This is a genomic window from Pantoea sp. EKM101V (genome assembly GCF_011800325.1).
GTDB lineage: Bacteria > Pseudomonadota > Gammaproteobacteria > Enterobacterales > Enterobacteriaceae > Pantoea > Pantoea anthophila.
In genome coordinates this window covers 312856-326598 of sequence record NZ_JAALFP010000001.1, presented here as the reverse complement: position 1 = coordinate 326598, position 13743 = coordinate 312856, and the positions used below count along the sequence as shown (strand labels likewise).

Sequence of the window (13743 nt, the reverse complement as noted above, 5' to 3'; positions counted from 1 at the left end):
ATGGAAACCCTGCTGGAAGTGCGCAACCTGAGTAAAACGTTTCGCTATCGCACCGGTTTGTTCCGCCGTCAGCATGTCGAGGCGGTGAAATCGGTGAGCTTTACCCTGCGTGAAAGGCAGACGCTGGCCATCATCGGCGAGAACGGGTCAGGCAAATCCACCCTGGCGAAGATGCTCAGCGGCATGGTCGCGCCGACGGAGGGTGAGATTCTGATTGACGATCATCCGCTGACCTTCGGCGATTATGGCTACCGCAGTCAGCGCATCCGCATGATTTTTCAGGACCCCTCCACCTCCCTGAATCCGCGCCAGCGCATCAGTCAGATTCTCGATTTTCCGCTGCGGCTCAACACCGATCTCAATGCGGAAGCGCGCGAGAAGCGCATCATCGCAACCCTGCGGCAGGTGGGATTACTGCGCGATCACGCCGGTTATTATCCCCATATGCTGGCACCCGGTCAGAAGCAGCGTCTGGGTCTGGCCCGTGCGCTGATCCTGCAGCCCAAAGTGATCGTGGCCGATGAAGCGCTGGCCTCGCTGGATATGACCATGCGCTCCCAGCTGGTGAACCTGATGCTGGAGCTGCAGGAAAAACACGGTATCTCCTACATTTATGTGACGCAGCATCTGGGCATGATGAAACATATCAGCGACAAGGTGCTGGTGATGCATCAGGGCGAAGTGGTCGAGCGCGGCGGCACCGCGGATGTGCTGGCCTCGCCGCTGCACGATCTGACCCGACGCCTGATCAGCAGCCATTTCGGCGAAGCGCTGAGTGCCGAAGCCTGGCGACGCGAACGCTGATTTTGCTGCCCGTCGCGGAAATTGCGGGCCGGTTTACCTGATTTATGAGAGACGTGCTAGAATCCGCACGTCGATTAACGTCGGTCGCTTACTTTTTAATCATGCGGCCGCCAACAACAATGACCATAAGGATTACAGCTATGGGTTTTCTTTCCGGTAAGCGCATTCTGATTACTGGCGTTGCCAGTAAACTTTCCATCGCCTACGGTATTGCACAGGCGATGCACAAACAGGGCGCAGAACTGGCTTTCACCTACCAGAACGACAAGTTAAAAGGTCGTGTGGAAGAGTTTGCTAAAGATTTGGGTTCAGACATCGTGCTGCCATGTGACGTCGCAGAAGATGAGAGCATCAAATCTCTGTTCACTGAACTGGCAAAAACCTGGCCGAAATTTGACGGTTTCGTTCACTCTATCGGCTTCGCGCCTGGCGACCAGCTGGATGGCGACTATGTGAACGCCGTTACCCGTGAAGGCTTTAAAATCGCGCATGACATCAGTGCTTACAGCTTCGTTGCGATGGCGAAAGAGTGCCGTGAGATGCTGAATCCAGGCTCCGGTCTGCTGACCCTCTCTTACCTGGGTGCTGAGCGCGCGATCCCGAACTACAACGTGATGGGTCTGGCGAAAGCGTCCCTGGAAGCGAACGTGCGTTACATGGCAAACGCCATGGGCCCGGAAGGCGTGCGTGTTAACGCCGTCTCTGCAGGTCCAATCCGCACCCTGGCCGCCTCAGGCATCAAAGATTTCCGTAAGATGCTGGCGCATTGCGAAGCGGTTACCCCGATTCGCCGTACCGTCACCATCGAAGATGTCGGCAACTCTGCCGCGTTCCTCTGCTCTGATCTGGCAGGCGGCATCACCGGTGAAGTCGTTCACGTTGATGGCGGCTTCAGCATCGCCGCGATGAACGAACTGGAACTGAAATAAGTTCCCTGAGGGCGAGCCTGGCTCGCCCTCTTTTTTTGCCCCCGCCCCGCCTCACTCCCTGATTTTTCTGCCGTTATAGCGTAACGCTATTAATTATCACCGATCATTCTTTTGCCCCGGCCCGGCCATCAGCGACGATAAGCCTGCCCTTCGGTTTATGCACATTTTCAGATTCTGCCGCCTGCATACCGAACCCGAATCTGCAAAAGGATTGATCATGGAACAACGCCGCTATCCGGGCCATAACCACTGGTTTTACGAGAGCCAGACCAGTCCACGAACCTCTCAGGCCGCGCCGCTGGTGCCCGAGGCCGCCCATATCGATGACCGTTTTCTGCTGGGCTGCCACGCCGATCACGCCGGGATGCACTCTCTGTTGCGCTCGCAGCAGCCCGCCCTGCTGGCTGCACGCGATCTGGCGCAGCTGCTGTTTCCCGATCGGGTGACCACGTCGCTCACCCATACGTTAACGCTCTACGACCGCCTCAGCACCGCGCTGACCGTCGCGCAGGTGGCGGGGATCCAGCGGTTGTGTAACCACTACTCTGCCCGCCTGAATCCGCTGCCCGGCCCCGACTCTTCACGCGAAAGTAACAACCGCCTGACCCAGATCACGCAATACGCCCGTCAGCTGGCGATGCAGCCTGAGCTGATCAACGGCAGCGCCATTACCGCACTGGATGGGGTTGGCCTGACCGAGCCCGATATCGTGACGCTGAATCAGGTGATCGGGTTTGTCAGTTATCAGGCGCGGGTGGTGGCGGGCTTACAGGCACTGCAGGCTCAGCCGGTTCGCTGGCTGCCCGGCAGTACCGCGCCCCCCGATGCAGAGGCAACCGGCTTCGATCAGCCCGCCCGCTGGCAGCCGGTGCTGAAGCCGCTGGAGCTGCGTTATGCCAGCGCGGAGCAGCTCGCAGCAATTACCCGTTGCCAGTCACTGCCGGGTATGCAGGAGGCAGTCTGGGTGCTGGCACACGATCCTGCGGCGTTATATGGCTGGGCGCAGCTGCGTCAGCACCTCTCTGACGATCAGGCTCTGCCAGAGGCGGTCGCCGCCCGCATCCTCGGCAGTCGCTGGCTTTTCCGGCTGCTGAACGGTCAGGCGGGTCTGATTGAAGGGGTCGATGATGCCGGATCACGCGGCGCAGAACAGCAGATTATTGCACTGGCGGCGCAGCTGACCCGCTCACCGGAGCGCTTCAGCGCGGCCCATCTGCAACCCCTCATGGAAGCGGGCTGGGAGAATGATGCGCTGTTCGCACTGATTCAGCGTGTCGCGATAGGCAACTGGAACAGTCGCCTCTTTTACGCGCTGGGCGAAGCGCAGTAATCGTAAAAAGTGAGAGCCTGCCGCCGGTTACATCGGCAGCCGCGCGCGCGCTTCATCGAAAAAGTGCTGGGCCAGCGGGGTGGCACGGCCAGGCTCGGCGATAACCAGCGCCGCCTGACGTGCCATGGGTGGCAGCGTGATGGCGCGCTGCTGCAGCCCCTGAAGTGAAGCGGGCAACAGATGCCCCACTGGTGACACCAGCAGCCCCAGCCCGACCTGGGCGCACTGCATCAGCTGCATGACGGACGCGCTCTCGACGATCACCCGTGGCACCAGCCCCGCCTCACGAAAGGCCATGTCGAGATAACGGCGGAAATAGCGGGTCGGCTCCGCCAGGCAGAGCGGCTGTTGCGCCAGATCCGACAGCGCCAGCGGCGTATCACCCACCAGCGCCGGGAAATGGTCAGGATGGAACACCGCTTCAACGCCGCGGTCCGCCAGCAGCTCGGTCTGAAAATGGAGTTCGCGCAGGGTCGCCATCTCAAAAAAGCCGATGCCGACATCCACGGTGTGACTGTTAAGCGCATCCAGCAGCTGATCAGCGCTCAGCACCGCGATGCGGTAGTCGAGCTGCGGATATCTCTCCTGAACCACTTTCAGCAGCAGCGGCAGGGCCATGCTGCACTGCGGAACCACTCCCACCCGCAGCGTGCCGTTTACCCCATGTTTGAGTGATTCGACTTCCAGCTTCAGCCCCTGATACACCGAAACGATTTCCCGCGCCCATGCCAGCACGCGATCGCCCTCTGGCGTAAATCCGGCGAAGTTATTACTGCGGTTAATCAGCGGCAGGCCCAGCTCTCGCTCCAGATTTTTCAGGCGCATTGAGAGTGTCGGCTGTGTAACGAAACTGGCTTCCGCGGCGCGCCCGAAATGGCGTTCGCGCTCCAGGTTACACAGGTAAATCAGTTGTTTAATGTCGATTTTAATTACCAATCAATTAGTCAGGTGTTAATTAAATTTCCATTTAGTGTTATGTACGACGCGATGACCTAAATGAAATTTCACCTCAGATTTCTTTTCTTCTCACATCATACTATGCCTGTTGCAGGTGGGCTTCAAATTGTGGGTCGGTATGACTCGAACGCTGACAGAACCTCAGCTGTAACCTTACCCAACACGATAATGTCCTGTAGTCCATGAACCTGCATCGTCTCGCCATCAGTAATCCCCTCTTGATAAGCACTATTGTAAAGCTGCGGCTGGTGCTGAATTTGTGCACTACAGCACGGGCGCTGCCTCGTTTTACAGGGCGAACATACATAACGTGCTCACGCTTCGCTATTGCCATATTCATCACTATCTATTGGCCCGGAACACTGTATGGTGCGACTGTCAGCGAATGCTGATACTGAGATTTTTCCTTTTTGTCCCAATTCATGCCTGCGTAACGCGGGCTTTTTTGCGCTCTGATTTCGGTGGATGAATTATTGAAAGCGAGACGCTGCGGGGATCGGCCCCGGCTTACCTGAAGGAGTAAGGTAAATAAGCTGCCAACCCAGAACGTGCCCCTTCTGCAACTTTTGGAGATCTGAAAAGAATCCTGGCGGTAGATGATCCTGCGGTATGTGCGGAGTCGAATGGAAGCCAGGGCAGGATAAACGCGACAAAGATAAACCATGAAACCTCGCCATGGCGGGGTTTTTTATTGCCTTTAATTGGGTGGTAACTATGAATTTTCCAGGCTCAGCAGATGAAGCCGCAGAACGCGAGCAGCAGATGATTGAGATTGCCCTGGATAACCGGTCTCATCCGGCCATGCTGTTAACTGGCGCCTGCTAATTTTCTCTGCAGATGCCCGACCATCAGCTTGCCGTCTTTACCGGCCGGCGGAAAATGGCGTTCAGCGCCAGGCAGATCAGGCCGAACCCCACCAGCAGCAGAAAGTCGTAGCTGAGCAGCCTGTAGAGCCCTATTCCGGCTATACCGCCCGCCAGGAATGCGAGCAGCGTCAGCACATGCAGCCGCAGCCGGCTCAGGTAGAGCGGTGCCTCTTTCGGGGAGATTTTACGCCGCAGCACCTCAAACAGCATCGCCAACTCAATCCCGATATCGGTCGCCGTGCCGGAGACATGGGTGGTACGGACGCGGGCGTCCGAAATCCGTGTCACCACCGCATTCTGCAGCCCCATCAGAAAGCTCAGGCTCAGGATTAACACCACGCCCGGCGACAGCGGCGGAAAGTGATTTTCTATCACCCCCAGAACTATCAGCGCAGCGCCTTCAGCCAGGATAACAAAGGCATAAATAGTGCGGATGTTTCTGCGGCGACCGGAATTGATAACCAGGGTGGAGAGCGCCGACCCGGCGATGAAGAGTATAACGATGGCGAGAAAAAAGAGGCCGGTTCCCGGATTCGCTTTTGCCAGATGATCGGAGAGCAGCGAAACATTGCCGGTCATGTTGGCAGAAAAGAAACCGACAATCTCAAAGGCGGCGGTGTTCAGCGACCCCGCAGCGGCCGCCAGCGTACAGGCCAGACGGGTATCGGCGCTGTGGCTGCGGGCACTTTCTGTACTGATTAGCATGACCACCACATATTCAGAGGAAAGCCTTATCATCCGCCGTTTCCCGGCCGGCGACAAGGCGCTGAATCAAACTCTCCCGGCGCCCTGACGTCAGGGCAAGCTGCCCGGATAACATGCCTTACCGGCAGCAGGTTCCGCGCGGCACTGGCGCCGCGCGGAACCGCCGGTTAATGACTGGCAAGACGGAACGTGGATACCGACTGCGTCAGGTACCGCACCTGCTCTTCCAGCGATGCGGAGGCCGCTGCAGACTCCTGCACCAGCGCCGAGTTCTGCTGCGTCACGCTGTCCATCTCGGTCACGGCCTGTTCAATCTGGCCGATGCCGCGACTCTGCTCATCTGACGCGGTAGAGATATGCTCCATCAGCAGGTTAACCTGGCTCACCGAGGAGATAATCGCGCTCATCGCCTCACCGGTGCGGCTGACCTGATCAGAACCGGCATGAATGATGGCGACCGATTCGGCAATCAGGCTCTCAATCTCTTTGGCGGCCGTGGCGCTGCGCTGTGCCAGGTTCCGGACTTCGCCCGCCACCACCGCAAAACCGCGCCCCTGCTCCCCGGCGCGGGCCGCTTCCACCGCTGCGTTCAGCGCCAGAATGTTGGTCTGGAAAGCGATGCTGTCGATAACGGTGGTGATCTCTTCAATCTTCTTCGAGCTGGCGTTAATCAGCCCCATTGAAACCACCACTTCCTGCGACACTTTCTCACCGCTTTCGGCATTTTTCACCGCTTCACTGGTCAGGCGGCAGGCTTCAAAGACGTTTTCGGTGTTCTGTTTCACCGTTGCGCCCAGCTGCTCCATGCTGGCGGCGGTCTCGGTCAGCGCGGCAGCCTGCTGCTCGGTGCGTGAGGCGAGATCGATGTTGCCCGCAGCAATTTCCTGTGACGCGGTGGAGACAGAGCGGGTCGAGTCACGAACCTGCAGAATGATAGAGGTCAGCGCGCTGCGCATCTGCTCCAGCGAGCCCATCAGCAGCTGAATTTCACTGCGGGAGTTCGCCCTGACCGGGACGCTGCTGTCCAGCACGCCCGCCGCAATCAGCCTGCAGTGTTCCTGCGCATCATTCAGCGGAGAGAGCACGTAGCGCTTCATGAAGATGTAGATCGCGATGATGATGGCAAAAAAGAGCACGCCAAACAGTCCCAGCAGGGTAATGCCGGTGGTGAAATGACTCTGCGCATCACTGTTGAGTTTTCTGGCGTAGGTTTCATGCTGTGCCAGCACCCGATCCAGAATGATTTCATACTGGCGATCCAGACGCACCACGGTGGCAATCTGGTTTTTGAATCGCAGCTGGTCGTGCGCTTCTGCTGCCTCAATTAACGGCTGCAGGCCCTGCTGGCGATAGGCCTGATAGGCCTGACGATAGGCTTCCGCTTCAGCCTCTTCGCCCGGCAGACGCGGCGCGTTCATATAGGCCTCAAACGCCGCATCCGCCTTACCGGCAACGGTGCGAACGCTGTCCAGCGTGGCCGGGTTATTCGCCTCACTGCCCTCTATCGACTTCATGTACTCCATCAGGCGGACACGCAGCGTACGGCTGTGGTTGATAGGGTCGATCACCGACAGCACAACGCGGATCTCTTTGTTAACCGCATTCAGGGAGTGATTGCTCTGAACAAGCAGCCAGGTACTGATTGCCACGCTGGTAAGAAACAGCGCCAGCAGGAAAGAAAAAATAATCAGGGAGGACTTTTTTAACGACATCGCTACGTTCCGGAAATTGGGAGGATGAGTGGCTATATCGGCAAAAAAAAGCAGCTCATTAGGGCTGAACTTTTTTTAGTTACAATAAGCGGAGCGGCAGCGTGCAGCCTTTCTTCCCCTTTCCGGCAGACCGCCCGCTGATGACCCGAAACAGGCTGTCGCTATGCCACGCCAAGCGCCCGCTTCACCTCACTGGCGACTTTCTCGACCTGCGGCCCGTAAATCACCTGAACATCATGCTCGCTGACGCGATTGACGCCGTTGGCACCGGTGCTCATCAGCGTCTGGTCCACCACCTGATTCATCTCTCTGACCCGGACCCGCAGTCGGGTAAAGCAGCAATCGACATCCTCGATATTGGCCTGCCCGCCCAGCCCGCTGATAATCACCTGGGTGCGCTCATCCGCAGCGACCTGCTGCGGTTTCTCCTCTTCCGATTCCCGGCCCGGCGTTTCGACATGCATCCGGGTGATCACCAGCCGGAAAGCGTAGTAGTAAAGCGGTGCATAGACGGCCCCCAGCGCCAGTGTCCACCACCAGTGCGTTTTCGCCCCGCCCAGCATGCCGAATACCACCAGGTCGATGATGCCGCCCTGCACATTGCCAATCATCAGATGCAGCATCGACATCAGCATGAAGGAGAGACCGGTCAGGAAGGCGTGCAGGAGATAGAGTACCGGCGAGACAAAAATAAAGCAGAACTCGAGCGGTTCCGTAATACCGGTCGTGAACGAGGTCAGCGCGCCCGCCATCACCAGCGCTTTGACCCGCTGTTTATGCTCTGGCCGTGCGGTGTGATAGATCGCCAGGGCAGCGGCGGGCAGGCCAAACATCATGACCGGAATTTTGCCCTGCGCCAGAAACTGCGTGGCGGTGCGCAGCGTCGCATCCGGGATCGACCCCGGGTGGGTCAGCGACGCGTTGAAGATGTTGAGCGCACCGACAATGGTCTGGCCATCGACCACCGCCATACCGCCGATCGGGGTGAAGCGAACGGTTTCGTTGAGGATATGGTGCAGGCCGGTGGGGATCAGAATGCGTTCAAATGCCCCCAACAGGAACGCGCCATACTGTCCACTTTTGCCGATCATCGCGCCGATCCAGGCGATCCCCTGGCCGATGGTCGGCCAGACCAGCGCCAGCAGCACCCCCACCAGCGGCAGGCAGACGACGGTGACGATTGGCACAAAACGCCGCCCGCCAAAAAAGCTGATCGCAGTAGGCAGTTGCTGGGTGTAAAAGCGGTTGTGCAGCGCGACCGTTATCAGCCCGGCAATCACCCCACCCAGCACGCTCATGTTGTAGGTAAAGACCCCCAGCATGCTGATATATTCCGCCGAGGTCATCATCGCCGTCGTCTGATCCATCCCCGCCTGCTGCAGAGCGGCCGGTGTGGTGGTGGCGGCCGTGATCCCTTTGGCCGCCAGGGTGGCGCTGATGCCGACATTCATCACGATGTAGCCAATCACCGCAGCAAACGCGGCGGTGGGCTTCTCCGCTTTTGCCAGCCCGATAGCACTCGCCACGGCAAAGAAGAGCGGCAGGTTTGTAAACAGCGCACCGGCGATCTTGCGGATAAAGCCGATGATGACCTGCGGCACCGCCATCTGAACAAACGCCTCACCGGTCACCGCCGGGTTCTGCATCGCCGCCGCCAGCCCGAGAAAGATCCCTGCGGCGGCGATCACCGAGATTGGCATCATTAGCGCTTTGCCGAACGCGTGGATCTGGCTGGTCAGCTGTTTCATGGTGTCGCGCCCTCTCTGATGATAAACAGCAAGTATTAGCCCGTTACCGGGAGAACTCCCGTTATCAGCGCGTTAAAACTGGGTAAAATCTGACCAACATCACACTTCTGGCCGATGCACGATAAACGCCAGCTATCGCACCATTATGTCAATCAATTAGACAAGGTATGACGATAATTGCACACTCCCCTTCACCATCAGGCTATAACCTGATAACAATCATCAAACAATTATTCCTACTATAAAAAGCCTGCACTCAATATGAAATTTAAACGCCAAATCAAACCCTACCGCGCGGCTGCGGGCGGCTGGGGTTCACTGGAAGCCACCACGCGTTTCGTTCTTGACAGCAAAGCGGCCCTGAAAAATATGCGCAACCTGATGCGCATGAACAAAGCACGCGGTTTTGACTGTCCGGGCTGCGCCTGGGGTGATGACAATAAAAGTACCTTCAGCTTCTGCGAAAACGGCGCCAAAGCGGTGACCTGGGAAGCGACGCGCCGGGTGGTTGATACCGACTTTTTCGCCCGCCATAGCGTAACCACCCTCTACACCCAGAGTGACTACTTCCTGGAATATCAGGGTCGTCTGACGCATCCGCTGCGTTACAACGCCGAAACTGACCACTATGAGCCAATCAGCTGGGACGACGCCTTTGCGCTGATCGCCCAGCACATTAAGGCGATGGACAATCCGGATCAGATGGAGCTTTACACCTCCGGTCGCGCCAGCAATGAAGCCTCCTGGCTCTATCAGCTGTTTGGTCGCCTGGTGGGCACCAATAACTTTCCTGACTGCTCCAATATGTGTCACGAAGCCAGCGGCACCGGGCTGAAGCGCAGTATTGGCGTCGGGAAAGGCACCATTCGTCTGGACGATTTTGACCATGCGGATGCGATTTTTGTCTTTGGTCAGAACCCCGGCACCAACCATCCGCGCATGCTGCACAGCCTGCGTCACGCTGCCGACCACGGCGCAAAAATCGTGACCTTTAACACCCTGCGCGAACGCGGTCTGGAGCGCTTTGCCGATCCACAGAAACCGCTGGAAGTGGTGACCTCTAAAGCCGGCACCATCAGCTCCTCTTACTATCAGCCGAATCTGGGCGGTGATATGGCCGCCGTGCGCGGCATGGTGAAATCCCTGCTGGAAACCCACCGTGCCCGCCTGGCGGCAGGTGAAAGCGGCCTGTTCGATCAGACCTTTATCAATGCCAAAACCAACGGCATTGAGGCCTACCTCGACGCCGTAGACAACACCAGCTGGATGCAGATTGTGGCGCAGTCGGGCCTGACGCAGGCGCAAATCCGTGAAGCGGCGGCCATCTATCAGAGCGCTGACCGGGTGATCTGCACCTGGGCGATGGGGATAACCCAGCACAAGCATTCAGTAGACACGGTGCGTGAAATCACCAACCTGCAGCTGCTGTTTGGCCAGCTGGGCAAAAAAGGCGCAGGTCTCTGCCCGGTGCGCGGTCACAGTAACGTGCAGGGCAACCGGACGATGGGCATTGATGAGAAACCGACTCAGGCGTTCCTGGATGCGCTGGGCAACCATTTTGGTTTCGAGCCACCGCGTGCCGCGGGCCACAACACCGTTGAAGCGCTGAATGCCATGCTGCGTGATGAAGTCAAAGTGCTGATTGCGCTGGGTGGCAACCTGGCCGCGGCGGCGCCCGATTCACCGCGCACGGAAGAGGCGTTATCGCGCTGTGGTCTGACTGTCCACATCAGCACCAAGCTGAACCGCAGCCACCTGGTGCCGGGTCATGAAGGGCTGATTCTGCCGACGCTGGGCCGCACGGAACGTGACCGCCAGGCGACCGGCAATCAGTTCATTACCGTCGAAGACTCGTTCAGCATGGTGCACGCCTCCGAAGGGATCGGCATTCCGCTGGCAGAGACGCAGCGCTCTGAAACGGCCATCGTCGCCGGGATCGCGCAGGCGGTGCTGGGTGATGACAAAGTGAAGTGGCGCGACCTGGCGGGTGACTACAACCTGATCCGCGACCATATCGCCGCGACCATTCCGGGCTTTGCCGATTTTAACGCGAAATGCGATATTCCTGGCGGGTTCTACCTGGGCAATGCCGCTGCGGAGTTACGCTTCAATACGCCAAGCCAGAAAGCGGAATTTAATGCGTCGATGCTGCCGGACTCGCTGTTCCCGGCGCTGGAGCAGGCGGTGCCGTTCACCCTGCAGACCCTGCGTTCACACGACCAGTACAACACCACCATCTACGGCCTTGATGATCGTTATCGTGGCGTGTTTGGTCAGCGCGAAGTGGTGTTTATCAATCCGGACGATATGGCGGATCTGGGCTTTACCGAAGGCCAGAATGTCGATATCGAAACGCTGTGGAATGATGGCATCACCCGTCGCGTCAGCGGTTTCAAGCTGGTTCCTTATAATATTCCGCGCGGAAATCTGGCGGCCTATTATCCGGAAACCAATCCGCTGGTGCCGCTGAACAGCTTTGGTGATGGCAGCGGTACACCGACCTCCAAATCGGTGCCCGTGAAGCTGGAACTCTCCCAGGCACAGGCCGATCAGCGCATCGCCTGATCCCCTGTCAGCCCCTCTGAAAAGCCGGTTCGTCCGGCTTTTTGCCTTGCCGCGCGGCGTCGATTCGCGTAAAACTGTCAGCCGCATTCAGGCCACGAAACGTAAAAATTATGTTCCAGGATAACCCGCTGCTCGCGCAGCTGAAAGAGAAGCTCCATTCACAGACACCACGTGCAGAAGGCGTGGTAAAAGGCACCGAAAAAGGCTTCGGCTTTCTGGAAGTCGATGCGCAGAAAAGTTATTTCATTCCGCCTCCGCAGATGAAGAAAGTGATGCATGGCGATCGTATCGTCGCTGTGATCCACACCGATAAAGACCGCGAAAGTGCTGAACCGGAAACCCTGGTTGAGCCGTTCCTGAGCCGTTTTGTCGGCCGGGTACAGAAGAAAGACGATCGCCTGTCGATCGTGCCGGACCATCCCCTGCTGAAAGAGGCTATCCCGTGCCGCCCGGCGCGCGATGTCAGCCATGAGTTTGAGAATGGCGACTGGGCTGTCGCTGAAATGCGTCGTCATCCTCTGAAAGGCGACCGCGGTTTTTACGCCGAAATCACCGATTTTATCGTCAAAGCGGATGACCATCTGGCGCCGTGGTGGGTGACGCTGTCGCGTCACAACCTTGAGCGTGAAGCGCCGGATGTCAGCTTTGGCGAGATGATGGATGAGAATCTGACGCGCGAAGATCTGACCGCGCTCAATTTTGTCACCATCGACAGCGCCAGCACCCAGGATATGGATGATGCGCTTTATGTGGAAGCGCAGGCGGATGGCTCGCTCTCCCTGACCATCGCTATCGCCGACCCGACCGCTTATGTCGCGGAAGGCAGTCAGCTGGATAAGCTGGCAGCGAAGCGCGCCTTCACCAACTACCTGCCGGGCTTTAACATCCCGATGCTGCCGCGCGAACTCTCTGATGATGTCTGCTCGCTGCGTCCGAATGTCCGCCGTCCGGCGCTGGCCTGCCGCGTCACCGTGGCCGCCGATGGCAGCCTGGCGGATGATGTCACCTTCTTTGCGGCCTGGATCGAGTCCAAAGCCAAGCTGGCTTATGATGACGTTTCTGACTGGCTGGAAAACAGCGGCAGCTGGCAGCCGGAGAGTGACGCGATTGCAGAACAGATTCGTCTGCTGCATCGCCTCTGCCAGGCGCGCAGCGAGTGGCGTCAGACCCACGCGCTGGTGTTCAAAGATCGCCCTGACTACCGCTTCCTGCTGGGAGAAAAAGGTGAAGTGCTGGAGATCGTCGCGGAACCGCGTCGCATCGCTAACCGCATCGTTGAAGAGGCGATGATCCTGGCAAACATCTGTGCGGCGAAGGTGCTGCGTGACCGTCTCGGCTTTGGTATTTACAACGTCCATGCCGGTTTCGATGCCACCAATGCTGAACAGGCCGCCGCAGTGCTGGCGAATCACGGCATCACCGTGGATGCTCAGGCGATTACTACCCTGGAAGGCTTCCGCGTGCTGCGTCGTGAACTCGATGCCCAGCCGACGCCGTTCCTGGACAGCCGCATCCGTCGCTTCCAGACCTTTGCCGAGATCAGCACCGAGCCGGGCCCGCACTTCGGGCTGGGACTGGAGGCGTACGCCACCTGGACCTCACCCATCCGTAAGTTTGGCGACATGATCAACCATCGCCTGCTGAAAGCGATCATCCGTGGCGAGACGATCGCCCGTCCGGACGATGCCGTGACGGTCACGATGAGCGAGCGCCGTCGTCTGAACCGCATGGCCGAGCGTGATGTGGGTGACTGGCTCTACGCCCGTTATCTTGCGCCGTTTGCCGGCACCGATCGTCGCTTCAGCGCCGAGATCATCGACGTGTCACGCGGCGGTATGCGCGTTCGTCTGCTGGAGTATGGCGCGGTGGCCTTTATCCCTGCTCCGTTCATTCACGCGGTGCGTGATGAGATGGTCTGCAGCCAGGAGAATGGCAGCGTTCAGATTAAAGGCGAGGTGGTTTACCGTGTGACTGACGTGATTGATGTCACCATCGCCGAAGTCCGCATGGAAACCCGCAGCGTCGTGGCGCGTCCCGCCGTCTGAGTTCCAGCTGACTTATGCCATCTGGCGGGATAACTCCGGTTATCCCGCCCGTTCCCGCCCCCGTTCAGGTTGCAAACAGGTT

The 13743-nt window shown here is 58.4% G+C and carries 10 protein-coding genes; 6 read left to right on the top strand and 4 right to left on the bottom strand.

Translation table 11 applies throughout. The features are described from left to right. From sapF to HFD92_RS01635, 3 genes are all read left to right on the top strand, one after another. On the top strand, positions 1-804 hold the full coding sequence (gene sapF / locus HFD92_RS01645; protein WP_009090008.1) for a putrescine export ABC transporter ATP-binding protein SapF: 804 nt from the start codon (positions 1-3) through the stop codon (positions 802-804). Between the two features lie 140 nt (positions 805-944). Then, a complete protein-coding gene (fabI, locus tag HFD92_RS01640; RefSeq protein WP_009090006.1) occupies positions 945-1733 on the top strand; it encodes an enoyl-ACP reductase FabI in 789 nt (262 codons plus the stop codon). Between the two features lie 217 nt (positions 1734-1950). After that, positions 1951-3063 (top strand): oxidoreductase, encoded by a 1113-nt coding sequence (locus tag HFD92_RS01635; protein WP_140925449.1) that lies wholly within the window; start codon positions 1951-1953, stop codon positions 3061-3063. 27 nt (positions 3064-3090) lie between these two features. Here HFD92_RS01635 and HFD92_RS01630 read toward each other — a convergent pair whose 3' ends face one another. Continuing rightward, the gene (locus HFD92_RS01630; RefSeq protein ID WP_033736237.1) at positions 3091-3987 is read right to left on the bottom strand and encodes a LysR family transcriptional regulator; all 897 of its coding nucleotides are present in this window, start codon (positions 3985-3987) and stop codon (positions 3091-3093) included. A gap of 708 nt (positions 3988-4695) precedes the next feature. On the opposite strand from HFD92_RS01630, the gene HFD92_RS01625 reads away from it, so the two are divergent. Beyond that, complete coding sequence (locus HFD92_RS01625; RefSeq protein ID WP_167428154.1) at positions 4696-4845, top strand: hypothetical protein; 150 nt, start codon at positions 4696-4698, stop codon at positions 4843-4845. A gap of 23 nt (positions 4846-4868) precedes the next feature. Here the strand turns inward: HFD92_RS01625 and HFD92_RS01620 are convergent, their stop codons facing one another. From HFD92_RS01620 to HFD92_RS01610, 3 genes are all read right to left on the bottom strand, one after another. After that, positions 4869-5591: a YoaK family protein gene (locus HFD92_RS01620; RefSeq protein ID WP_167428335.1), complete on the bottom strand. Its 723-nt coding sequence runs from the start codon at positions 5589-5591 to the stop codon at positions 4869-4871. Between the two features lie 167 nt (positions 5592-5758). Then, a complete protein-coding gene (locus HFD92_RS01615) occupies positions 5759-7303 on the bottom strand; it encodes a methyl-accepting chemotaxis protein (RefSeq protein WP_167428153.1) in 1545 nt (514 codons plus the stop codon). Between the two features lie 161 nt (positions 7304-7464). Beyond that, positions 7465-9051 carry a PTS transporter subunit EIIC gene (locus HFD92_RS01610; protein ID WP_058957880.1) on the bottom strand — a complete coding sequence of 529 codons (1587 nt, stop codon included), beginning with the start codon at positions 9049-9051 and terminating at the stop codon, positions 7465-7467. A 261-nt stretch (positions 9052-9312) separates the two neighbouring features. On the opposite strand from HFD92_RS01610, the gene HFD92_RS01605 reads away from it, so the two are divergent. Further along, positions 9313-11616, top strand: coding sequence for an FdhF/YdeP family oxidoreductase (locus HFD92_RS01605; RefSeq protein ID WP_046101901.1), 2304 nt, complete (start codon positions 9313-9315; stop codon positions 11614-11616). 110 nt (positions 11617-11726) lie between these two features. Next, entirely contained in the window at positions 11727-13661 is a 1935-nt protein-coding gene (locus tag HFD92_RS01600; RefSeq protein WP_167428152.1) for an exoribonuclease II, read from the top strand. The last annotated feature ends 82 nt before the right edge of the window (positions 13662-13743 follow it).

Excerpts from the sequence above, each read along its gene's own strand:
- HFD92_RS01615 (WP_167428153.1), bottom strand. The coding sequence starts at position 7,303 with ATGTCGTTAAAAAAGTCCTCCCTGATTATTTTTTCTTTCCTGCTGGCG.
- HFD92_RS01600 (WP_167428152.1), top strand. The coding sequence starts at position 11,727 with ATGTTCCAGGATAACCCGCTGCTCGCGCAGCTGAAAGAGAAGCTCCAT.
- HFD92_RS01610 (WP_058957880.1), bottom strand. The coding sequence starts at position 9,051 with ATGAAACAGCTGACCAGCCAGATCCACGCGTTCGGCAAAGCGCTAATG.
- HFD92_RS01635 (WP_140925449.1), top strand. The coding sequence starts at position 1,951 with ATGGAACAACGCCGCTATCCGGGCCATAACCACTGGTTTTACGAGAGC.
- HFD92_RS01625 (WP_167428154.1), top strand. The coding sequence starts at position 4,696 with ATGGCGGGGTTTTTTATTGCCTTTAATTGGGTGGTAACTATGAATTTT.
- sapF (WP_009090008.1), top strand. The coding sequence starts at position 1 with ATGGAAACCCTGCTGGAAGTGCGCAACCTGAGTAAAACGTTTCGCTAT.
- fabI (WP_009090006.1), top strand. The coding sequence starts at position 945 with ATGGGTTTTCTTTCCGGTAAGCGCATTCTGATTACTGGCGTTGCCAGT.
- HFD92_RS01620 (WP_167428335.1), bottom strand. The coding sequence starts at position 5,591 with ATGCTAATCAGTACAGAAAGTGCCCGCAGCCACAGCGCCGATACCCGT.
- HFD92_RS01605 (WP_046101901.1), top strand. The coding sequence starts at position 9,313 with ATGAAATTTAAACGCCAAATCAAACCCTACCGCGCGGCTGCGGGCGGC.